The sequence below is a fragment of the Candidatus Methylacidiphilales bacterium genome (genome assembly GCA_028713655.1).
In the GTDB taxonomy this organism is placed as follows: domain Bacteria; phylum Verrucomicrobiota; class Verrucomicrobiia; order Methylacidiphilales; family JAAUTS01; genus JAQTNW01.
On sequence record JAQTNW010000016.1, the window covers coordinates 31,593 to 51,776 of the forward strand.

The window sequence follows — 20,184 nt, forward strand, 5'->3', positions numbered from 1 at the left end:
GAATACAATTTTAGGTTGGCGCCATCTGCCTCTATTCCCCTGAAAAGGAGGAAGACAAGGGGGTTGGTGTTATCTCCGAAAAATACAAAGAATGCTGTTTCGGCCCAAGGACGCTTTCGCGCTCGCGACGCATGTCGGAGTTCGCGGCCAAACGTGTTTCAGCTTTCAGACCTTCCCGTTCTTTGCGGTCTTCCTGTAAAATTGTCTCTCTTTGTGGTTTAATCCAACTCACCGCCTCATGGCTGTGATGCCAACGCCTCTTGGATCGTTTTTACCGGCAGAAATAATTCAAGTTCGTTGGACGGCAAAGGAACAAAGCCAAACTGCTCATAGTAGCGTTTGGCTTCCGCGTCTTTGGCATCGACAAACAGGCCAATCCCGCCCGCCATGTTGAAAATCCCAATAAACTTCCCCATTGCCGCAACCAGAAGTGCTTTCCCGATGCCTTGCCGTTGATATTCTTTGGCAACCGCCAATCGCCCAAGCCTGACAGCCGACACATCACGCGGCAGTTTCCGGGCTTCTTCCGCCGAAAGCGATTCCGATTTTATCTGGCAGAGATTGAGGGAGAAAAATCCCACGATAGGCTTCGGCACGGATGCTCCCTCATCCACCAAAACAAATGTCCGTGAAATTCCGCGCTCCGCATGTTGGCGCGCCGTTTGTTTCAAAAACAGATTGAGCGGTTCATTCCCGCAGTCGAACCCGTCCCTGTCATGAGACTTCGACAGCAGTTCAATTTTACGCACGTACCGTGCCTTTGAACGCTTTTACCGCGTCCTTGAGACGCTTGTTGGGTTTCGGCGGATTGTCGAGCAGTGAAAAAACTTTCCACGCGTCCTTCTGCGAAAGGCGAATGAGCGATTCCCGTTCAATCACCCGCTGCGCCTCCTGATATGCCGTTTGCACAACGAACTGGTTGACGGTCGCCCCCAAAAGCTCCGCCGCCTGTTCCAGAGTTCCGCGCACACTGTCCGAAACGCGGGCCGTGATCCTCTTGCGAGGTTCTTCAATTGCATGCCCCATGAACAGATGGTGCCACTTTGTCACCGGCTTGTCAACCCTGTTCCAGTTTTCAAACCTTCCTGTTCTTTGCGCTCTTCCTGTATAAATATACTTTCTTATCCGTATTCATCCGTGGTTATCCGTGGTTTAAAATGTTTTCTTGCGTCTTTGCGCCTCATGCCCTTTACGTTAAATGTTGTTCCCTTTTTTATAGACAAAACAAGCGGCCTGATGCGTCATGGCTGTGATGGTACCCAACCCGCTGGAACAGGTTTACGACCGGCATGCCGGGGCTTTGTTTGCTTTTTTGCTGAACCTGACCTGCTCCGAACCTGACACCCGCGATTTGTTGCAGGAGCTTTTTCTCAAGCTGGCCCGGAAACCCGGATTACTGGCAAAAGCCCAAAACGAACGCTCCTTTCTTTATCGCACAGCCCATAATCTGTTCATCGACCACTACCGGCGCAAGCGAAGCCGGGAAGATCGCCACGAGACCGCTTCGGAAGAGATTACTTTGTTGTTTGAAACCCCGGTTGAAAACGCTCTGGACCCGGTGGAAATAGAATCCGCACTCAGTCAATTGCCGGAAGATCAACGCGCCGTACTCCATTTGAAAATCTGGGAAAACTACACGTTTCAACAAATTTCCGAAGTATTGGAGATCTCGCTCAACACGGCGGCCAGCAGGTATCGTTATGCTTTAGACAAATTGAGAGAACATCTGCGTCCTGTTTATGAGCAACGAAATGACTGACGACCTCGAACAACAGTTGCAACGCCTGCGCTTTCGCCCGCTGCCAACGGCCTGGCGGCGCGAAATCCTGGCTGCTGCGATTCCGGAAAAGTCACAAAGTCCAAGCTCCTTTTTAAGTTTTTTCTACCCTGGGCACTATGCAACGGCTGCACTGGCCGCTCTCTGGCTTTTGATCTTTGCCTTTCACTTCACGACACCTGACGTGCCCAGGCCATCCGGTCCGGGCATTACAATCGCCCAATTCAAAGCCATCCAGTTTGAACGCGAATGGGCCATCGCCCAACTGCAGGAACCTGAACTCCGCATCGAAGGGAATCGAATTTCCGCCCCGCTGCACCGACCCAGATCCTAAACATCCAAACCCAGCTAAGCCTAACCCTATATTCGTTTATGAAACTTAAAAAATGGTTGCGCCGACTTCTCATCGGCTTTTTATTCTTCGCCACGTTCATCGCTCTCTTTTGCGCCGAGGAAGACTGGCGCGGTGCCCGGGATTGGACGCGTGTGGAAAAGGAACTGCGTGCCCGTGGAGAGCCGCTGACCCTGGATGAAATCCTGCCCGCCTCCATTCCCGACGACGAAAACGTGGCTGCCGCGCCGATTTTCAAGGAACTCTGGGCCGACGAAAAAAAAGCCCGCTTATCCCAGTTGAAACTACCAAACCCATCGGAAGGACGTCCTCCGATTCTCGGCGACAGCATGACCGGCGCACGCGTGGATCTGGTCGGTTGGCAAAAACTTTTGACCGGAAAAAATGATCCCAAAACAGCAGGCGCAGATATCCTTGCCACTTTGTCCAAATACGACCCGATTTTGCAGGATTTGGATCAGGCCCTGCAGCGCCCCAAGGTTTTGTGGCCCATGAATCGTGACAGGCCTTTCGAGACACGAATACCCTATTTGAACAGCACTGTTGCCACCAGCCAACTCTTGATTTTAAAAAGTGACGCTGCCTTGTCCGTCGGCAAATCGGACCTTGCCTTATTGAATCTAAAACGGATTTATCGTTTAAACCGAGCGGTGGACAACGGTGTCCTGATAAGCCATCTGGTCGCTCTAATCGGGAATAATATCAGCCTACTAGTTGTCCAAGAAGGGATTACCACCCATTGTTGGTCGGAAATGCAACTTGTGGAAATTCAAGGAATGTTGCTGTCGGAAGATTTTCTCTTCTCGTACAAAGAAGCCCATCGCCTGGAACGGGCTTCTTTTAACCGCATGATCCTGATTGTTGACAGTAATATAATATATCTGCTGACTGCACTGGGAACCAATGAAACAAACCATACCGATTCCAAATATGCTGACTTTTGTTTGAAAATACTACCTAAGGGTTGGCGCGATCAGGACCGGGCATTTTTCAACCAAACCATACAAACATATTATCTCGATCCTGTTGATCCAAAATTACAGCGCGTCGATTCGTTGAAAATCCAACCCGGTGAAGTCTATATAAGTAATGAGTTTAGATTCTGGCCTCGATTGCTTGGCTATCGCCTACTTAGCTCGCTTGCTTTGCCAAGCTTGAATGGTGTTATTCGAAAGACCGCTCAGATCCAAACCCAAATCAACTTGGCGGCTGTCGCCTGCGGCCTGGAACGCTACCGCCTTGCTCATGGCAAGTTGCCGGATTCTTTGCAGGCGTTGGTTCCGAATTACATCCCCCAACTACCTCACGATTTGATCACGGGCGCAGCTCTGCACTACAACCGCGTCAGCGACCAGGACTACATCCTCTATTCCACCGGCTGGGACGGCAAAGACGATGGCGGCGTTTTTTACAAAAAGCACAAAGAACAAGGAGATTGGGTCTGGGCTTCCAGGCCGGATTTGTATAAAATCAAAGAATAACGGTCATGACCTTCGTCGATCTCCTGATCAAACTCGCCAAGCGATCCCCAATTTTCATCCCGCTGTTCTTGGCGGCTGGCTTCCTTTTGGCAAAAGGCGCCATCCTCTTTGTTTTTCTGGCTTTCGCACTGGGCATTCCAGCGGCCATTCTCATTGCCCATCCCATTGCCGAATATTTAGGGGAGTTCGCGGGCAGGCTTTACATGCCCATTACCAAAGTCACCCCTCAGCCACTTTGGTATCTGGTCGAATACCTCCTCGAAAAGGAGCGCTATGAAGATGCGTTGGAGGAATACAACAAGATCCTCCATTACCATCCGCAGGAACTCAGGGCTCATCTCGGACGCCTCGAACTTTTAATCGTTCATTATCGCGATTTCGATGCCGCGCAAAAAGCCTTTCGCAACAGCCTGAAAAAACTCAAGGAGCCCAAAGACCGGGATGCCCTGACCGCTTCTTACAATTCATGGATGGAACAAAGCCAAATGCATCTTTACAGGAAGGACGCGAAGGACATAAAGGGTTGAAAAAGTAAAAGGCTAAACACATTTTTGACAGGATTTACAGGATGGACAGGATAAATACCCGCAATCACTTTTTTGCGTGTTTTGTTCGCACACGGGACGAATCCGTCCTCTGGCGGACGCCTTCTCGCGGACAACAAAACCCCCGTGTCTTCCCCCTTTTCAGGGGGATAGATACAGCAGGTGCTAATCCAATAATGGTTTCGTCTTCCTTTGCGCCGCGTCTTCGCGTGAGAACTGTTTTTATTTCAACTTTCAAGACCTTCCCGTTCTTTGCGGTCTTCCTGTAAAACTGTGTTTTCTTATCCGTATCCATCCGTTTTATCCGTGGTTCCATTCAAGTTTTAAGTTTATAAGTCTTAAGTTTTAAGCTTCCGTTTTCCCATCTCGCATATCTGTGTAATCTGCGGATAGAAATGCCTTCTGCGTCTTGGCGTCTTATGCCCTCCGCGTTAAACCTTGTTTTTCCAGCATCGACAAAGCCCTAGGCCGGGTTATTTTTGCGCCCATGAACGAAAGCCTCCGTTTCATCGCCCTCCTGCTTCTGACAACCGCCCTGTCCGTGCTTGCCATATCCGGCTCGCAAGCAGCCACCATGGAATATGAAAACCGTCCGGCCACCGGCGGTGACAAAAAGGAAGCCGGCTGCATCTTCTTCGGCTCCGACGCCGTCCGGGTCGATAACAACGACAGTGACACTCCGAGCTCGGTCATTTACCAGGCAGAAACCGATGTGCTGTTAATGCTGGACCACAAAAACAAAACCTACACCCAAACCACCAAGGCCGAACTTGACAAGCTCGCACAAAAAACATCCGAGGCGCTCAGCGCTATCGACAAACAAATGGCCTCGCTTCCTCCCGAACAGCGCGCCGCGGTGCAAAGCATGATGGGCTCGCAACTCTCGGCCCTCAAACAGCCGCAGCCCACAGCGAAACTCACCTGGAAAAAAGCGGCCTCGGGAGAGAAAATCTCCGACTGGACCTGCGACCGCTATGAAGGCCGGAAAGGCGAATCGCTGGAGGAGGAAGTCTGGACAACCCCAGTCGCATCCCTGGGAATTCCAACAACCGAGATGCAGACGTTCCAGAATTTTACGGCTTTTTTCTCGGACGTGTTTTCAAAATTTCTCCAGGGAGTCGGCAGCCATTTCCCTGCCTTCTCCAATTTAAAACTCGAGAAGGACGACGGCTTTGACGGTTTCCCTGTCAAGTCCGTCAGCTACAAGGACGGCAAGGCTTCTGAAATCTGGCAGGTGACACGGCTCGACAACAAACCGGTTGCGGTCACAAAATTCGCATTGCCGGACGGATATAAAAAGGAAGTTCTCGCAGTGCCAGGGCAATGGTAAAATTCAAACGTCGCTCCCCATTTCCCCGGCTGCGCATGATTGGTTCCACAGCACTTCCATCCCGCCGCTTTCCATGAATCACACGAAACGCATCAATATCGGCGCCAACTGGAGCCCGGCTTACGATCCCGAGATCCGGAAATATTATCAAAAGATCGGGGCCACAACCACCGAGAGTTATGTCAAATGGATCGATCTGGAGCCTGAGCGGAACCAAATCAGCTTCAAGCGTTACGACCGCGAATTGGAACGCCTCGGGCGTTATGGCGTCAAGTGGCAGCCGTTCCTGATCTGTGGTCCGTGGTATTCGGTGCCCTACTGGTACAAGGAAGGAAGGGACAGTCATTTCTTCAAGTGCCTCGAACATGGGAAGGATTCCGGCATCCAGTCCATCTGGAACGAAAAGTTCAAGGCGCCGACCCGCCGCTTCCTCCGGATGTTTCACGATCATTATCAGGACAGGGATGATCGTCTCGACTCGATCCTGCTAGGCATCAGCGGCGATTACGGCGAAGCGATTTATCCGTGCATCGGCAATTTTGACGGCCAGTATCACACCCATCGCGGCTTCTGGTGTGCGGACGAGCATGCCATCCGCGATTTTCAAAAGCATTTCCGCAAAAAATTCAGGACAATCCGAAGACTGAATGCGCGCTGGGGCAGCTCGTATGCGAATTTTCGCGCGATGCGGCCGTTCCTGCGCAAGGACGCCCCCTCCCGCCGCGCCATGGTCGATATGGTCTATTGGTACCGCGAAGCCATGCTCAAGCATGCCGAGTTCTGGATCCAGGAGGCCCGCAAGCTCTGGAAGACGAAGGACATTTACCTCTGCATGGGCGGCGACGGCTCCGCCGAGGAGGGCCAGCATTATACCGCCGCGGCCAGGCTCTGCGCCAAATACAAGGTGGGCATCCGTGACACCAACTCACGGGACAATTTCCGGTTCCTGAATACATACCAATGCCCCACTGCGGTCGCCACGAACTATTACAAAACCTATTGCGGTTTCGAATCATCGCACGGATCGACCCCCAAATTCATCGTGGCGCGGATATTTGCCTTTATCATTAGTGGCGCCAAAGAGTTTCATGAATACAGTTTCCAGAACAAGAAGGATGTTGTGAAATATTTTCGCCGCTTCCGCAAATGGATGGACCTCCGCTTCCGCCGCAAAGTCGATGTGGCGGTATTTTCATCCGAAGCCTATGTCAACTGGGTGCATGAACACGCAACCGCCTGGGACATCAAGGAATTCCCCTGGGGGCTGCCCAAAAGGCCCCATGCCCTTTTCGACAAGCTGCGCTACCATTTTGATTTTGATCTGGTGAACGACTCGTTGATCCGCGACGGCATTCTGGACCGCTACAAGGCCCTGATCGTGCCGGGTTTTACCATCATCGAAGATGATATACTCAAGCTCATTCGCAGGCGAGCCAAGGCCGGGCACAAAACCATCATCTACGGGCCCAATCAACTGGAAACTGTCGCCGGAAAAGACATCCAGATCGCCCATGCGGAACCGGTTGCGGCCCCGGGCAAGCTGCTGGCTTCACTGCGGCAGCTTAACATCCCTGTAAAAGCTAAAAGAGACGGTATCTTCGAAGTGCCCGACCGTTGCGGCCGTACCCTTTGCTATGACGAAAGAAAGGACCGGATTTACTGGAAGAGGCCCTAACCTTCTATTAAAGTTCTGAGTCCAGGGCCTCTGTCGCTTCCTCGGCGTTCCCCGTCGCCTCTTCCGGATTGATGCCAAAATCCCTCATGACCTGATTGTAAAGTACTGTGAAATCATATTGCGCCAGCAATTGCACCCTGCTGATGGGCACCCCTGCGGCATTAAGAACCGAATCCACAAATTCATCATGCTCCGCATTGCCTGCTTGTTCGGGACCGGCATCATCAAGTTCGATAACGCCAAGCGTGGTCAGATCATCGATTCGCAGACAGACAAAATCCAGGCGCTTCCGGGTAAGCCGGTTGAAGGTGTTCTGCCATTCGCTTTTATTGCGCAGGGTCTGCGGTCGGACAACATCCGCAAGCCGTACCTTTGGACAGATGATTGCCGCCTGATCGAACAATTGTACAAGATGCACATAAAGATAGGCTTCCTCCGGCGTCATGAGCGCTGGAGCCGGTTCATAGCCGGGACGGCCGGCTCCGTCTGGAAACATCTGCCCGGAATCGGCAAGAGCGTTGCGCGCTTTATTTGATGCGTTCACGGCAATCACGATGATGCCGGCCAAAACCAGCAGTCCTATAACCGCCGCCACAAAAATTGTAATCGGATCCGTCATTTTATTTGCTCCTCAAATCCCACAACGGCCAACTGAACCCCTTAACACTTAATATATATGAAATTTCGCGCCAAGCGCAAGTCCACCAGGACTTCAGATTGTTACAATAGCCGTTTATTTTCGGATTCGCGATATGAACCGGATTGCCCTTTGTTAATCCGACTGCTACAGTAGCCTATGAATCTTTCCAAACGCGGCGAATACGCCCTCCGGGCGCTTATTGCCTTGGGTATTGCACAAAGTACAGGCCGCGAGCTGGTTCCGCTTCGTGAACTTGCAAAAAACGAGAACATTCCGGGCAAATTTCTCGAACAAATCCTCATTCAGCTTCGTGAGAATGGCTATGTGCAAACGAAGAGGGGCAAGCTGGGTGGTTATTTTTTGGCCAGGCCCATGGACAACATCTCCATTGGCCAGGTGGTACGTCTGATCGACGGACCACTGGCCCCCATAAGTTGCGTCAGTCAAACAGCTTATAAAAAATGCTCCTGCCCGGATGAAGCCAACTGCGGCCTTCGGATATTGATGTTGGATGTTCGAAACGCGATTGCCAATATTTTGGATCGTTACACCTTGGCCGACTCGGTATCGGCGACACTTTCGAAAAAAGCGAGCCCGGCGAAATAAAATACTAGACAAAGTCCATAGATTTAATGTAGTTTTAATCTATATCAATTTAATAGTATTTTAAATCGCCATGAATGACCTTGCAAACGAACAAAAAAACGGCCTTTCCGCGCAGGAAGCAGAGATCCTGCGCGCGGTCCGCGGCCTCCATTACGGCAGCGTGATCGTCACGGTCCACGAACACCGGATCGTTGAAGTCAGCCGACAGGAAAAAATCCGTTTTCAGCCCACACCCGGAAAAAAAATTTAGGCAGGCTTACCCCACCAGACCACTGGAGCACGAACCAAGAAAATTGAAATTCCACCGGACCACCGGCGAGCAAACCAAAAGACAATAAAGTCGATTACAAGGAGGAATATTCAAATGAAACAACAATTGATTAAATGGAGTCTGGCCGCCGGTCTTGCGCTGATAAGCGCTACATCGAACGTACGGGCTGATGGCGGCGATGTCGGCCCTCTCGTGGACCTGCTCGTTGAAAAAGGCGTTCTCACTTCCCAGGAAGGATTGAATGCGCGCGATGAATTGCTCAAAGACTACAAATCCACCGGAGGCGGCATTTTGTCCGTAGGCTCACCGGCAGTCAAAGGACTGAAGCTCTACGGGGACGTGCGCCTGCGCTATCAATGGGACAAAACCGCCATCAACACCGGCTACACAGGTTCCAAAGCGGGCGGTATCGTCAACGATATTCAGGAGCGCAACCGCAATTTGTACCGGGTGCGTTTGGGCGCCGAGTATCTGTTCACTGACAACTTCAAGGCGGGCGTACGCCTGGCCACCAACGCGGGCGGCAACCACAACAGCGCCAACGCCGACTTTGGTACAGGCGCCAAATCCTGGCCTGCCAACAACTCGGTGTTTGTGGACCTGGCTTATCTGACCTGGGACAAAGCCTTCGGGCAGGACTGGTTGAGCCTGACAGCGGGACGCCAGTTGCAGCCGCACAACATCCTCAACGGCTGGACCTGGGACAGCGACATCAATCCCGACGGCGGACTGATCAAACTCGGCAACTTCCATCCCTTCAGCAAGGATTTCACCGTTGGTTCCACCCACGGCATTTATGTCTGGGGCGATCAGGCCACGGCCGACAATACATTTACGTCCAGCACGTTCAGCAGTGGGCAAAACACCTCCAGCGATCCCTTCCTGTTTGTCAATCAGGTAGATCTCGCTTACAAGTTCAGCGACAGTTGGAACCTTCGCGTGTCTCCAGCCTTCGTGAACGGAGCCGGTGACAGCTCGACCAAGACCAACAACAACGTCAATCCCGGCTGGAGCGATGCCGCTGCGTTTGACATCAACTACCTGAACGTGTTTCTGGTCGATGCGGCTCTGGACACGCCATTCTTCCTGAACAACAGCAAAGGCAAGTTTTACGGGGAATATGGCGTGAACCTCACGGCTTCAGAATTTGCCGCTCACTATAACAACAATAACAATAGCGGCAATACCCTGGGCCAGGATGGACGCAATCAGTTCTTCCTTGCCGGCTACCAAGTCAGCGGTGGCGGACAAAAGGGCAAAGGCAAAGGCGGCTGGGCCTTGGACGGCACCTATGCCTACTATGAAGCCTATTCGTGGACCGGCGCTCTGATTGACTCGGACTTCAACAGCAATTCGCTGAACGGACAGGGCTTCGGCATCAAAGCCAGCTACAACTTCACCGAGAACATCACCGGTTCCCTGAACTGGCGCCACAGCGAACAGATCGACAACAACATTGTCAACGTCAGCCAGGTTCTGCCGACCGGCGGCACCACAAAAGGCGGCTTCTCCAACACGGACCTGGTCCAGGTTGACCTGGTCTGGAAGTTCTAAATTCCCAATTTAATGCTAGACTTCAAACCATAACCAAAAACCAAAATGGAACCCTACATATGAAATTATCAAACCTGACAAAAATCAGCCTCCTGCTCGGAGCCGCCCTTCTGGGCGGCTTAGCCGGGAGCCAGCTCCAAGCAAAAGAAATCAAACTCCTCAACGTCTCGTACGACCCCACACGCGAACTCTACGTCGATATCAACAAAGCATTCGCCGAATCCTGGAAAGCCAGGACCGGAGACACTGTCACCATCGACCAGTCGCATGGCGGCTCGGGCAAGCAGGCCCGCGCGGTCATTGACGGCCTCGAAGCCGACGTGGTCACGCTGGCTTTGGCCTATGACATCGACATCATCGGGAAGAAAAAAAATCTGCTGTATGCCGATTGGCAGAAAAAATTCCCGGAAAACAGCTCGCCCTACACCTCAACCATCGTGTTTCTGGTTCGCAAGGGCAACCCGAAGGGCATCAAGGATTGGGATGACGTGGTCAAGCCCGGAATCTCGGTCATCACACCCAATCCCAAGACTTCCGGCGGCGCGCGCTGGAACTTCCTGGCGGCTTGGGCTTATGCGAGGCACAAATACGGCGATGACATCAAAGCCCAGGAGTTCATCACCAAGCTCTACAAAAATGTGCCGGTGTTGGATTCCGGCGCCCGAGGCTCAACGACCACATTTGTCCAACGCGGAGTCGGCGACGTGCTGCTGGCTTGGGAAAACGAGGCCTTCCTTTCCATCAAGGAGTTTGGCGCTGACAAGTTTGAAATTGTGACGCCGTCCCTCAGCATTTTGGCGGAGCCTCCGGTGGCAATCGTCGATAAAATCGCCGAAAAACACGGAACCACCGAAGTGGCCAAAGCCTACCTCAACTTCCTTTATACGGAACAGGCCCAGGACCTCATCGGCAAGAATTTCTACCGTCCGCGTTCCGCGCAAGCCGCAGCCAAATACGGAAAACAATTCCCCCAACTGAAACTTGTGACCGTGGATGGCGAGTTTGGCGGCTGGCAGAAGGCTCAAAGCGGTTACTTTAACGACGGCGGAGTCTTTGACAAAATCTACCAACCCTAACATCTAACTTGTTCCACTGGCGGCGGGGCATGCGCCTGCATGCCCCGCTTCACGGGAAAAATCAACTAAACCAACCCAAAAGGATTTATGCCCATACAAACTGACGTTCTGGCAACCATCGGACGCACCCCTCTCATCAAACTCAACCGCATCGCAAGGGACGTGGACGCCACCATCGCGCTCAAGGCGGAATTTTTCAACCCGCTCGGCAGTGTCAAGGACCGCATCGGCGCCGCAATGATCCAGGCCGCCGAAAAAAGCGGCCAACTAACACCAGGCACCACAATCATCGAACCCACCTCCGGCAACACCGGAATCGCACTGGCCTTCGTGGCTGCGGCACGCGGCTACAAACTGATCCTCACCATGCCGGAAAGCATGAGCCTGGAACGGCGCACCCTGCTCGCCCTGCTTGGAGCGCAACTGGTGTTGACTCCCGCAGGCGAAGGCATGAAAGGCGCAATCACCCGCGCGCAACAATTGCAAAAAGAAACCGCGAATTCCTGGATTCCGCAACAGTTTGAAAATCCGGCCAATCCGGAAATCCATCGCACCACCACGGCCGAGGAAATCTGGGCCGACAGCAACGGCAAGGTCGATGTTTTGATTTCAGCCGTCGGCACCGGCGGGACTATTACCGGCGTCAGCGAGGTGATTAAATCCCGCAAACCCTCGTTCAAGGCGATTGCCGTCGAACCCAAGGACTCGCCGGTCATCACGCAAACCCGCGCCGGCGAACCCGTCAAACCCGGCCCTCACAAAATCCAGGGCACTGGCGCAGGCTTTGTGCCAAAAAATCTGAATCTGGATGTTGTGGACAGCGTGATCACCGTCAGCAACGAAGATGCGATCTCCACCGCGCAGCGTCTGGCGAAGGAAGAAGGCCTGCTCGTCGGCATTTCCACCGGCGCGAATGTATGGGCCGCCCTGCAAGCCGCCGCAAAGCCGGAAAACAAGGGCAAGCTGATCGTAACCATCGGATGCAGCACCGGCGAACGCTATCTCAGCACCGCGCTGGCCGAAGAAGCCCGCAAGGCTGTTACGACTTGATCCGTATATGATCCGAATCCTCAACAAACGCAAACGGATTTTGGCTCAACCCATCCCGCGCCTCGCGATGAAAAAAAAGAATCAGACCCCTGGCGGCAACACGAGCCGCCAGGGATTGCTGTCCGGCCTGAAGGACCGCCGTTCCGTGCAGGATTTGATCGCTCCTCTGGCAAAAGCCTGCCAGAGATCCGGCTGCCTGTTCCATGCGCCGTTGGAACCCTTTGAACTGGGCAATCTGGTTTATCGCATGCCGCGTTTTGCGTTTATCGGGCCGGGCTCTGGCGGAAGCTACTACAAGCGGCTCGGCCTCTTCGCCGGCCTGCATGGCGATGAAATTGCGGGCCCGCATGCCATAGTGGAATTTTTGCGCCAGCTTGAAGCCTCCCCCCTTCTCGGCAAAGGATGGGAAATCTTCGCCTACCCGGTATGCAACCCCAGCGGCTTTGAAGACAACACGCGCTTCTCCCGCCGTGGCGTGGATTTAAACCGCTTGTTTTGGAAAAAATCGCGCGAGGCCGAAGTGCAGATTCTCGAGGATCAGATCGGAGGAATGCAGTTTGACGGCATCATTTCCCTGCATGCCGACGATTCGAGCGACGGAATTTACGGCTTTGCCCGCGGCGCGGAGATTACGCGCGATGTTCTGGAACCCGCCCTCGAAGCCGCCAGCGCCATTATCCCCCGAAACAACAACAGGCGCATCGACGGATTTGACGCTGAAAACGGAATCATCAGCAAATGCTACAGTGGCGTGTTAGGCGCGTCGCCATCCGCGCAGCCCCGACCCTTTGAAATCGTTCTCGAAACGCCCCAACTGGCCCCGCTCAAAACACAGGTCGAGGCCCACGTCACCGCCTTGCTCACGTTGATCGCCGAATACCCGAAATTCATTTCCTACGGGCAGGATTTATAACCACACGGCCATGCCCGCTTTTTCACAGCTTTCTTCACCGCTACCGGAAAACTGGTGTTCAACCCAACCCATCCGCAGGCTGAATCGGTCAGGCCGTACCCGCCCGCAAAATCAAGGAACACCCATGAACTCCAAAACATTGAACATCCTCCAACACCTGCCGGTCCCGGCAGCGCAGGCCCCGTACACGCAGGAAGTCGATCAATTGCTCCATCCCCTGCGCAAATTCACCCTGCTCGAAAATGGCGTGCAGGACAGCCCCATCACCACCGTTTCCGACGGCAAACGTTTCCATATCGAACGATTTGTCTTTATCGGCCCGGATTCCGGCCATCAGCCCATTCGTCTTGGGATATTTGCCGGAATTCGCGGTCAGGACCGGCACAGCCCCGCTGCGGCCGTCCGCTTCCTGCACGACCTGGTGGCATCGCCCGAACTGGCCACCGGCTTCCATATCTATTTTTATCCCGTTGCCTATCCACATGGATTCAACAACCACCAGCCGGGTCTTGGCGCCGGCAAGGATCTTTTCCAGCTCCTCTGGAAAGATTCGCCCCTGCCCGAACCCTATCTGCTGGAACGCGAGCTGGCTGTCATCCAGTTTCATGGCATTCTCTCGCTCCTGGGCTTAAGCAACTTGTCAGGCGTTTCATTGCAACTGCACGGAGTCTGGAGCAGCCTGCAAACCACCGTGGTCCAGCCGGCTGTCCATGCCGCTTCCAGGTTCCTTCCGCTTGCCCAGTCGGGCGACTGGACGGCATCCCAGAAAATCTCGCTGACAACGGGAGGCGATCTCAACCCGAGGCCCTTTGAAATTTCAATCAAGGTACCCCGCGAAACCGCGCCCCGGACGCAAATCAACGCGTACCGCGCCGCACTGCACGCCATCCTGCAACATTACCGCGCCGTCATCTCGCATGCGCAGCATATCTGAAAAACAATCTACGATGAGTCTGCAAATACTTCCAAAAAACAATTCCCGGGCCGGTACCCGGAAAAGCGCGGCAAAATTAATCCGAAGTGCGTCACACACCCCGCTCGGCGAGGTTCGCTACCATGTGGAAAGCGGCATCTGCCGCGGCGTCTGGATCGATGGCGTGTACGTCCGCGTCCACCGCGATGGACGAATGACGCTTGAAAGTTGAATAACAACGAATACGCCAGGGAAACCAGAAACACGATTTCGCCACAAAAGAACACAAGGGAAACAAAGGGGAATATCCACTTGAACCACGGATGGACGCGGATCAACACAGATGAAAACACAAGCAGGTTCTCACGCAGAGACGCAAAGGCGCAGAGGAAAACTAAAATAAACCCGAAACTTCAATACAAGCCGCATCGTTCCATCTGCCTCAATTTGCGTAATCCGCAGATGCGGATGCGTTTCTTTGCGTCTTCGCGCCTTGCGCCCTCTTGCTCGCGACGGATTGTCGGGGTTGCGTTAAAAAATCCTGTACCCGTTGAAATATCTTTAAAATCCGACCTGTTTGAAATTGTGTCCGCATTCACTTGCTCACAATATGCCTAAGAACCATGACGTTGAAAAAATACAAACACCGCCGGGTGCTCCCCGGTTACGGCCTGACGATGGGGTTTACCCTTCTGTACCTGTCGCTGCTGATTCTCATTCCTCTGGCTGGGGTCTTTTTCAAGGCTTCGGAAGACGGATGGCTGCACCTGTGGGAGGCCGTCAGCAACCCCCGCGCCCTCGCGTCCTACCGCATCAGCTTTGGCGCTTCGCTGCTCGGAGCGGCTATCAATGCGGTCTTCGGCCTGCTGGTGGCCTGGGTGCTGGTCCGCTATCAGTTCCCCTTCAAGCGTCTTGTGGATTCGCTCGTGGATCTGCCCTTCGCCCTGCCCACCGCCGTGGCCGGTATTACGCTGACAGCTCTTTATGCTCCACACGGCTGGATCGGCGCCTGCTTCAGCAAGGACGGTTTCATCGGGCACGCCTTTACGCCGGATGGATGGATCGGCGCCCTGTTCCCGCCTGAAACCTGGATCGGCAGCCACCTCCCGTCCAATGGCATTCAGATCGCCTACACCTGGATCGGCGTGACTGTCGCCCTCACTTTTATCGGCCTGCCCTTTGTCGTGCGCACCGTACAACCCGTGTTGCAGGACCTCAGCATCGATTTCGAGGAAGCCGCCGCGAGCCTGGGCGCCAACCGGTTCCAAACCTTCACCCGCGTTATTCTGCCCGAGCTTTTCCCGCCGATACTCACGGGGTTCTCCCTGGCCTTTGCGCGGGCGCTCGGAGAATACGGTTCCGTTATTTTTATTGCGGGAAATATGCCCATGCGCACGGAAATCACTCCGCTTTTGATTGTGATGAAGCTCGAACAATATGATTATTCCGGCGCAGCCGCGATTGCCGCAATGATGCTCGTGGCCTCCTTCCTTCTGCTCCTGCTCATCAACTTGACTCAATGGTGGAACTCACGATTTTACCAAGGGAACTGAACATGCCCGGCCCCACGACCACGCTGATTGCACGCCACAAAACAGGCCCCGCCGCGTCTTCCCACGCCCACGGGCGGGAGGATCACGTCTGGGCGCGCCGCATCCTCATCGGCGCCGCGCTCATTTTCATGCTCCTTTTCCTGGTGGTGCCGCTCGTGGCGGTTTTCACGGAGGCCCTGCGCAAAGGCCTCGACGCTTATTTTCAAGCGTTTCAAGATCCCGCCGCCCAGAGCGCCATACGACTTACCCTGACGGTGGCGCTTATTGTTGTTCCTCTCAACACTCTCTTCGGCCTTTCCGCCGCCTGGGCCATTACCAAGTTCGACTTCAAGGGCAAAAATATCCTTCTGACGCTCATCGACCTGCCCTTCGCCGTCTCGCCCGTCATTGCCGGGCTCGTCTTTGTCCTGATCTTCAGTCACACATGGTGGGGAGTCTGGTTCTCCGAGAATGTATGCCATGTTATTTTCGACACACCCGGCATTGTTCTCGCCACGATCTTTGTCACCTTCCCGTTTGTGGCCCGCGAAATCATCCCGCTCATGCAAGCCCAGGGAGCGGATGAGGAGCTGGCCGCAGTATCATTGGGAGCCAACGGCTGGCAAACATTCTGCCGCGTCACTTTGCCCAACATCAAATGGGGCCTCCTGAACGGCATCATTCTCTGCAATGCCCGCGCCATGGGCGAATTCGGCGCGGTTTCGGTTGTCTCAGGCCATATCCGGGGAAAAACCAACACCATCCCGTTGCACATAGAAATTCTTTACAACGAATACCAGTTCTCCGCCTCTTTCGCCATAGCGTCCCTTCTGACGCTGCTGGGCATCGCCACACTGGTGATCAAAGCCATCATCGAAAACCGGCACGAACCCGGCAACGGAGGCGTTCAACATTGATCCCTTATTAGAACTATGAACATCGAAGCCAATACCATCACAAAAACTTTCGGCGATTTCAAGGCGTTGAACGCCGTCGATTTGCAGGTCAACTCCGGCGAGTTGCTCGCACTCCTAGGCCCCAGCGGCTCGGGCAAAACCACCCTGCTTCGAATCATCGCCGGCTTGGAAAGCCCGGACGACGGCAGCGGCGGCGTGTTCTTCGGCGGCGAGGAAGTCACCAATCGCAGCGCGAAGGATCGCGGGATCGGATTTGTCTTTCAGCATTACGCCCTGTTCCGGCACATGAACGTTTTTGAAAACGTCGCCTTCGGTCTGCGCGTCCGCAGGTTCATGCACCGCCCCAGCAGGGGCGAAATCAAGGATCGCGTCCAAAGCCTTCTCAGGTTGGTGAAGCTGGATGGATTGCAAAAACGCTATCCCAGCCAGCTTTCCGGCGGACAGCGCCAGCGTGTCGCCCTGGCGCGCGCCCTGGCCGTGGAACCCAAGGTGCTGCTGTTGGACGAGCCGTTCGGAGCGCTCGACGCCAAGGTCCGCAAGGAACTCCGCCGCTGGCTCCGCGAGCTGCACGAAGAAATCCATGTCACCAGCATCTTTGTAACGCACGATCAGGAGGAAGCACTGGAACTGGCCGACCGCGTGGTCATCATGAATGCCGGGCGTGTTGAACAAGTCGGGACTCCGGAAGAAGTTTATGATTCCCCCGCCAACTCCTTTGTCTTTCAATTCCTCGGTTCCGTGAACACCCTGGCCGCCTCGGTGGCGAACGGCTCCGCGCTCATCGGCGATGTCCGGTTCCCAACCGGGACCAGCGGTCTCAATGAGCCTAACGGGCTCGCCTTTATCCGACCGCACGAATTCGGCGTATCCAAGACGAGGGAAACAGAACCGGCCCTGGAAGCTTCCGTGCGCCACATTCAGCCCGTTGGCCCCATCATTCATCTTCAAGTCATTCGCACCGACAACGGCGACCTCCTGGAAGTAGAGCTGACCCGGGAACGCTATGGCGCCCTTGCGCTCAAACGGGGCGAAACGGTTTATCTGCACCCTCACCGTATGCAGGTCTTCCCTCCGGATTATTCGATTTAACGCTCAGCCTTCGCGAAGCGTTTTGGAGTGCGCAGACATGTCTGCGCTTTCAGGTAGGCGGCGTCATACCGCTGCAGTCCCAAAAATTAAGAGTTGGAGATAGAGTAAGAGTATCTGCGGCTCAACCTTCCTTTCCCTTTTCGCGTGTTCCCGACCTCCATGGCCTCAGCGAAGGAGGTTCGCAGTCAAAACTTTGCGTCTTTTGCGCTTTTTTGCGGCCAATTCTGTTTCTGTGTTCGGCTTTAACCTCTCTGCGGTAAACCCGTTTTCTCATCCTTGCCAAACACAGCGCAACTTTTTCGTTTCAATGTGGTTTAATCCGGGTCATGAAACATCTATTCAAATTAGTAATGGCTGGCCTGCTCCTGGGTATCTTTACATGCCCGGTCTTGCAGGCGGGGACAACAATCGAAACCACCAAGGGCCCTCGCCTGACAGTTGCCGAGCAGGGTACTTGTTGCGCATGGCGCCATCATCACCGCTGCCATCACAAGCACCATGGCAAATGCCATCACAAACATCACCACAGGCATCATCGCCATCACCACCACAAATGCTGCCAGCAGTAAGCCAAATATACCTGCTGCAACTGCAGTACTGAAACAAAACCGTGGGTGGGCCCGTCCATTCACGGTTTTTTGTTCCATCGGGATTCTAGAAGCTCCAACCTGCATATTTCATACTCATTTTAATGATCAACCTGTTGGCATTATGCCACAACACAGGAATGACACGCACTGGGCCTATGCAGGTTATTGCAAAACCGCCGCAAAATAAGACGTTCCCAATTCAAAAATAATCTCATTCAGGCGGTTTTGTTTCTAGCCCGGATGTGGGCACTCCCCTGTTTTTTCACGACCTTTTGACAGGACACTTTGCAGAGCTTTTCAGAAGCGGGTGAAACATCCGGGCTAAAAGAGCGCTTTACTCTCCCGCTGCGAAGCCAAGCCGAGACTTCCGCTCCTTGAGCACACCCGCGTAAGAAATCTTCTTGTTCGGAGAAAGAAAACTACCGGCGATCAGCTCGTCCCAGAGCGGAAAGGCCGCCTGAAAACGCTGGATTATTTCGCCCAGGATACGGTCGTTGATCTGAAGGCGTTCTCCGGCAAAATAGCTAAACAGGTCGCTTCGTGTGAGACTGGATCGCTTCCCGTGAAGGGGCAGGGCCATCTCTTCCTTCGGTTTCGTTAGTGCGATGGTCGAATTCACCAGATCGTAGGCCGGCGCAAGATCAATGCGTCCGCGCCGGGTGATGAGCGAAAAGTTTTTCAAGTGCATGTCCTCGTTGCCGGTAAGGAAGCTGAAAAGTGTCCGCTCGAAAAGCTTCACACGCTCGATGGCGGGGAATGTGCAAAACCGTTCCACAATGGCCGCCACCTCTTCCATGGACGATTCGTATTTTGTCTCCCTGCTCGCGCCTGAAAGCTGCGAGAAATCTTCCAGCGGAATCCGCCCCTTCCGCGCCTCGCGATCGAAACGCCTTATGAAATACGTGAACGAACCGTCACTGGCGTAAACAAGTCCATGCAGTGGCGTCTCGATCCCAACCCCAGCAGCGAGACGCATCGTCAGGTCTTCATTCTCGGGCAGTTCCGGAAAATCCAGGCCCGGCGGCTTGAGGATGAACTTGCCGTTGCAATCCACCACCTCAAACCTGCCCTCCCTGCTCTTCAGCACGGCGCTCAACTTTAACTGGACTCCCGGGATGGACATTTTCCCCGCGCGCTCAAGCGCCTCCTGCCGCTGCTCCACTGCTGTGTAAGCCAATGGAGCCAGGGAAAGGAGATTCCGGTCCAGAAGCTTCAATCCGCCGGCCGAGTAATCCACCCAGGAACTGACCGGCTCGTAGGTGATCGGACAGCGTTTCATTCTATCTCCTTCACCGTGAGCGAGCCGACGAGATCCTGGCCGGTCAGCTTCAACTGCCCGAACAGGTCATTGCCATCCAGTTTGTGGCGGCGCAGCATCGCCTCCAGTTGCATCCCTTCCGGCAGCAGGCCTTCAAAGGCGGGCGGGAACCGGTCAAAATCATAGACACGCCGCGACACCGGCATGGTTAGCGACACCGATTCACCGGAATAACCGTCCGAATAGCTGAACCGCCATTTGTCGCCGCCAAGTTCTTCGAGAAAACCGGCGAGAACACCCTGCTGATAAATCCCGGCCATTCTCATGTCGTTTGATCTTTTGATGAAGTGCCAACGCTGTCGGCCCGAAGGCGTTCCATCACCGGGCTCTGGAGGTTGATCGTGATATTGAGCGCCGAGAGGATCTTCGCCAGGGTGTCATAGCGGACCGACAGCTTTCCATGTTCCAAATCAAAGATCACAGTCTTTCCAACGCCAGCCAGCTTTGCCAGTTCGGCCTGAGAAAGGCCGCTCACGCGCCGGTGCAGTTTGATGATTTCCTTAAGCATTTTCATTTTACCGCTACAATAGTAAATTAATATGTATTAGTCTGTAT

At 54.0% G+C, this 20,184-nt stretch carries 24 protein-coding genes; 17 read left to right on the forward strand and 7 right to left on the reverse strand.

The features are described 5' to 3' along the window. Positions 1-236 precede the first annotated feature (236 nt). Positions 237-749 (reverse strand): GNAT family N-acetyltransferase, encoded by a 513-nt coding sequence (locus PHD76_06885; protein MDD5261560.1) that lies wholly within the window; start codon positions 747-749, stop codon positions 237-239. Continuing rightward, complete coding sequence (locus tag PHD76_06890; GenBank protein MDD5261561.1) at positions 742-1,026, reverse strand: DUF1778 domain-containing protein; 285 nt, start codon at positions 1,024-1,026, stop codon at positions 742-744. Before PHD76_06890 ends, PHD76_06885 begins: the two co-directional genes overlap by 8 nt. Positions 1,027-1,243: 217 nt before the next feature. On the opposite strand from PHD76_06890, the gene PHD76_06895 reads away from it, so the two are divergent. The 6 genes from PHD76_06895 (at position 1,244) to PHD76_06920 (ending at position 7,160) form a co-directional block, all read left to right on the forward strand. Next, positions 1,244-1,759, forward strand: coding sequence for an RNA polymerase sigma factor (locus PHD76_06895; GenBank protein MDD5261562.1), 516 nt, complete (start codon positions 1,244-1,246; stop codon positions 1,757-1,759). Next, positions 1,740-2,111, forward strand: a complete 372-nt coding sequence (locus PHD76_06900) for a hypothetical protein (protein ID MDD5261563.1) — start codon at positions 1,740-1,742, stop codon at positions 2,109-2,111. Before PHD76_06895 ends, PHD76_06900 begins: the two co-directional genes overlap by 20 nt. A gap of 152 nt (positions 2,112-2,263) precedes the next feature. Next, the gene (locus PHD76_06905; GenBank protein MDD5261564.1) at positions 2,264-3,610 is read left to right on the forward strand and encodes a hypothetical protein; all 1,347 of its coding nucleotides are present in this window, start codon (positions 2,264-2,266) and stop codon (positions 3,608-3,610) included. 5 nt (positions 3,611-3,615) lie between these two features. Then, positions 3,616-4,137: a hypothetical protein gene (locus PHD76_06910; protein ID MDD5261565.1), complete on the forward strand. Its 522-nt coding sequence runs from the start codon at positions 3,616-3,618 to the stop codon at positions 4,135-4,137. 505 nt (positions 4,138-4,642) lie between these two features. Continuing rightward, positions 4,643-5,485, forward strand: coding sequence for a DUF4412 domain-containing protein (locus PHD76_06915; protein ID MDD5261566.1), 843 nt, complete (start codon positions 4,643-4,645; stop codon positions 5,483-5,485). A 73-nt stretch (positions 5,486-5,558) separates the two neighbouring features. After that, complete coding sequence (locus tag PHD76_06920; GenBank protein ID MDD5261567.1) at positions 5,559-7,160, forward strand: family 14 glycosylhydrolase; 1,602 nt, start codon at positions 5,559-5,561, stop codon at positions 7,158-7,160. Positions 7,161-7,167: 7 nt separating this feature from the next. Here PHD76_06920 and PHD76_06925 read toward each other — a convergent pair whose 3' ends face one another. After that, positions 7,168-7,779, reverse strand: a complete 612-nt coding sequence (locus PHD76_06925) for a DUF2726 domain-containing protein (GenBank protein ID MDD5261568.1) — start codon at positions 7,777-7,779, stop codon at positions 7,168-7,170. A gap of 177 nt (positions 7,780-7,956) precedes the next feature. Between PHD76_06925 and PHD76_06930 the strand changes: the two genes are divergently transcribed. The 11 genes from PHD76_06930 to PHD76_06980 all read left to right on the forward strand — a co-directional run bounded on the left by PHD76_06930 (position 7,957) and on the right by PHD76_06980 (position 17,721). Then, positions 7,957-8,406 (forward strand): Rrf2 family transcriptional regulator, encoded by a 450-nt coding sequence (locus tag PHD76_06930; protein MDD5261569.1) that lies wholly within the window; start codon positions 7,957-7,959, stop codon positions 8,404-8,406. A gap of 70 nt (positions 8,407-8,476) precedes the next feature. Further along, positions 8,477-8,656, forward strand: a complete 180-nt coding sequence (locus tag PHD76_06935) for a YezD family protein (GenBank protein MDD5261570.1) — start codon at positions 8,477-8,479, stop codon at positions 8,654-8,656. A gap of 114 nt (positions 8,657-8,770) precedes the next feature. After that, complete coding sequence (locus PHD76_06940) at positions 8,771-10,231, forward strand: putative porin (protein MDD5261571.1); 1,461 nt, start codon at positions 8,771-8,773, stop codon at positions 10,229-10,231. Positions 10,232-10,290: 59 nt separating this feature from the next. Beyond that, positions 10,291-11,307, forward strand: coding sequence for a sulfate ABC transporter substrate-binding protein (locus tag PHD76_06945; protein MDD5261572.1), 1,017 nt, complete (start codon positions 10,291-10,293; stop codon positions 11,305-11,307). Positions 11,308-11,394: 87 nt separating this feature from the next. Next, positions 11,395-12,357 (forward strand): cysteine synthase A, encoded by a 963-nt coding sequence (gene cysK, locus PHD76_06950; protein ID MDD5261573.1) that lies wholly within the window; start codon positions 11,395-11,397, stop codon positions 12,355-12,357. Positions 12,358-12,364: 7 nt separating this feature from the next. After that, positions 12,365-13,270, forward strand: coding sequence for a succinylglutamate desuccinylase/aspartoacylase family protein (locus PHD76_06955; GenBank protein MDD5261574.1), 906 nt, complete (start codon positions 12,365-12,367; stop codon positions 13,268-13,270). Between the two features lie 124 nt (positions 13,271-13,394). Then, entirely contained in the window at positions 13,395-14,204 is an 810-nt protein-coding gene (locus PHD76_06960) for a hypothetical protein (protein ID MDD5261575.1), read from the forward strand. A 13-nt stretch (positions 14,205-14,217) separates the two neighbouring features. Next, positions 14,218-14,415 carry a hypothetical protein gene (locus PHD76_06965; protein MDD5261576.1) on the forward strand — a complete coding sequence of 66 codons (198 nt, stop codon included), beginning with the start codon at positions 14,218-14,220 and terminating at the stop codon, positions 14,413-14,415. Between the two features lie 391 nt (positions 14,416-14,806). Continuing rightward, positions 14,807-15,736, forward strand: coding sequence for a sulfate ABC transporter permease subunit CysT (locus tag PHD76_06970; protein ID MDD5261577.1), 930 nt, complete (start codon positions 14,807-14,809; stop codon positions 15,734-15,736). Between the two features lie 2 nt (positions 15,737-15,738). Continuing rightward, the gene (gene cysW / locus PHD76_06975; GenBank protein MDD5261578.1) at positions 15,739-16,632 is read left to right on the forward strand and encodes a sulfate ABC transporter permease subunit CysW; all 894 of its coding nucleotides are present in this window, start codon (positions 15,739-15,741) and stop codon (positions 16,630-16,632) included. A gap of 15 nt (positions 16,633-16,647) precedes the next feature. Further along, a complete protein-coding gene (locus PHD76_06980; protein MDD5261579.1) occupies positions 16,648-17,721 on the forward strand; it encodes a sulfate/molybdate ABC transporter ATP-binding protein in 1,074 nt (357 codons plus the stop codon). Positions 17,722-18,065: 344 nt separating this feature from the next. On the opposite strand, the gene PHD76_06985 is transcribed toward PHD76_06980, so the two are convergent. The 4 genes from PHD76_06985 to PHD76_07000 form a co-directional block, all read right to left on the reverse strand. After that, positions 18,066-18,368, reverse strand: coding sequence for a hypothetical protein (locus PHD76_06985; GenBank protein MDD5261580.1), 303 nt, complete (start codon positions 18,366-18,368; stop codon positions 18,066-18,068). A 277-nt stretch (positions 18,369-18,645) separates the two neighbouring features. Next, positions 18,646-19,590, reverse strand: coding sequence for a HipA domain-containing protein (locus PHD76_06990; protein ID MDD5261581.1), 945 nt, complete (start codon positions 19,588-19,590; stop codon positions 18,646-18,648). Beyond that, complete coding sequence (locus PHD76_06995) at positions 19,587-19,889, reverse strand: HipA N-terminal domain-containing protein (protein ID MDD5261582.1); 303 nt, start codon at positions 19,887-19,889, stop codon at positions 19,587-19,589. The genes PHD76_06990 and PHD76_06995 overlap by 4 nt, the downstream gene beginning before the upstream one ends. Before the next feature lie 2 nt (positions 19,890-19,891). Next, positions 19,892-20,137: a helix-turn-helix domain-containing protein gene (locus PHD76_07000; GenBank protein MDD5261583.1), complete on the reverse strand. Its 246-nt coding sequence runs from the start codon at positions 20,135-20,137 to the stop codon at positions 19,892-19,894. Between the last annotated feature and the right edge of the window lie 47 nt (positions 20,138-20,184).

Bases quoted from the DNA above. Each gene is read 5' to 3' on its own strand.
- PHD76_06990 (MDD5261581.1), bottom strand. From the start codon at position 19,590: ATGAAACGCTGTCCGATCACCTACGAGCCGGTCAGTTCCTGGGTGGAT.
- PHD76_06955 (MDD5261574.1), top strand. From the start codon at position 12,365: ATGATCCGAATCCTCAACAAACGCAAACGGATTTTGGCTCAACCCATC.
- PHD76_06940 (MDD5261571.1), top strand. From the start codon at position 8,771: ATGAAACAACAATTGATTAAATGGAGTCTGGCCGCCGGTCTTGCGCTG.
- PHD76_06890 (MDD5261561.1), bottom strand. From the start codon at position 1,026: ATGGGGCATGCAATTGAAGAACCTCGCAAGAGGATCACGGCCCGCGTT.
- PHD76_06980 (MDD5261579.1), top strand. From the start codon at position 16,648: ATGAACATCGAAGCCAATACCATCACAAAAACTTTCGGCGATTTCAAG.
- PHD76_07000 (MDD5261583.1), bottom strand. From the start codon at position 20,137: ATGCTTAAGGAAATCATCAAACTGCACCGGCGCGTGAGCGGCCTTTCT.
- PHD76_06995 (MDD5261582.1), bottom strand. From the start codon at position 19,889: ATGGCCGGGATTTATCAGCAGGGTGTTCTCGCCGGTTTTCTCGAAGAA.
- PHD76_06945 (MDD5261572.1), top strand. From the start codon at position 10,291: ATGAAATTATCAAACCTGACAAAAATCAGCCTCCTGCTCGGAGCCGCC.
- PHD76_06915 (MDD5261566.1), top strand. From the start codon at position 4,643: ATGAACGAAAGCCTCCGTTTCATCGCCCTCCTGCTTCTGACAACCGCC.
- cysW (MDD5261578.1), top strand. From the start codon at position 15,739: ATGCCCGGCCCCACGACCACGCTGATTGCACGCCACAAAACAGGCCCC.
- PHD76_06935 (MDD5261570.1), top strand. From the start codon at position 8,477: ATGAATGACCTTGCAAACGAACAAAAAAACGGCCTTTCCGCGCAGGAA.
- PHD76_06925 (MDD5261568.1), bottom strand. From the start codon at position 7,779: ATGACGGATCCGATTACAATTTTTGTGGCGGCGGTTATAGGACTGCTG.
- PHD76_06920 (MDD5261567.1), top strand. From the start codon at position 5,559: ATGAATCACACGAAACGCATCAATATCGGCGCCAACTGGAGCCCGGCT.
- cysK (MDD5261573.1), top strand. From the start codon at position 11,395: ATGCCCATACAAACTGACGTTCTGGCAACCATCGGACGCACCCCTCTC.
- PHD76_06985 (MDD5261580.1), bottom strand. From the start codon at position 18,368: ATGGAACAAAAAACCGTGAATGGACGGGCCCACCCACGGTTTTGTTTC.
- PHD76_06900 (MDD5261563.1), top strand. From the start codon at position 1,740: ATGAGCAACGAAATGACTGACGACCTCGAACAACAGTTGCAACGCCTG.
- PHD76_06895 (MDD5261562.1), top strand. From the start codon at position 1,244: ATGGCTGTGATGGTACCCAACCCGCTGGAACAGGTTTACGACCGGCAT.
- PHD76_06960 (MDD5261575.1), top strand. From the start codon at position 13,395: ATGAACTCCAAAACATTGAACATCCTCCAACACCTGCCGGTCCCGGCA.
- PHD76_06970 (MDD5261577.1), top strand. From the start codon at position 14,807: ATGACGTTGAAAAAATACAAACACCGCCGGGTGCTCCCCGGTTACGGC.
- PHD76_06930 (MDD5261569.1), top strand. From the start codon at position 7,957: ATGAATCTTTCCAAACGCGGCGAATACGCCCTCCGGGCGCTTATTGCC.
- PHD76_06910 (MDD5261565.1), top strand. From the start codon at position 3,616: ATGACCTTCGTCGATCTCCTGATCAAACTCGCCAAGCGATCCCCAATT.
- PHD76_06965 (MDD5261576.1), top strand. From the start codon at position 14,218: ATGAGTCTGCAAATACTTCCAAAAAACAATTCCCGGGCCGGTACCCGG.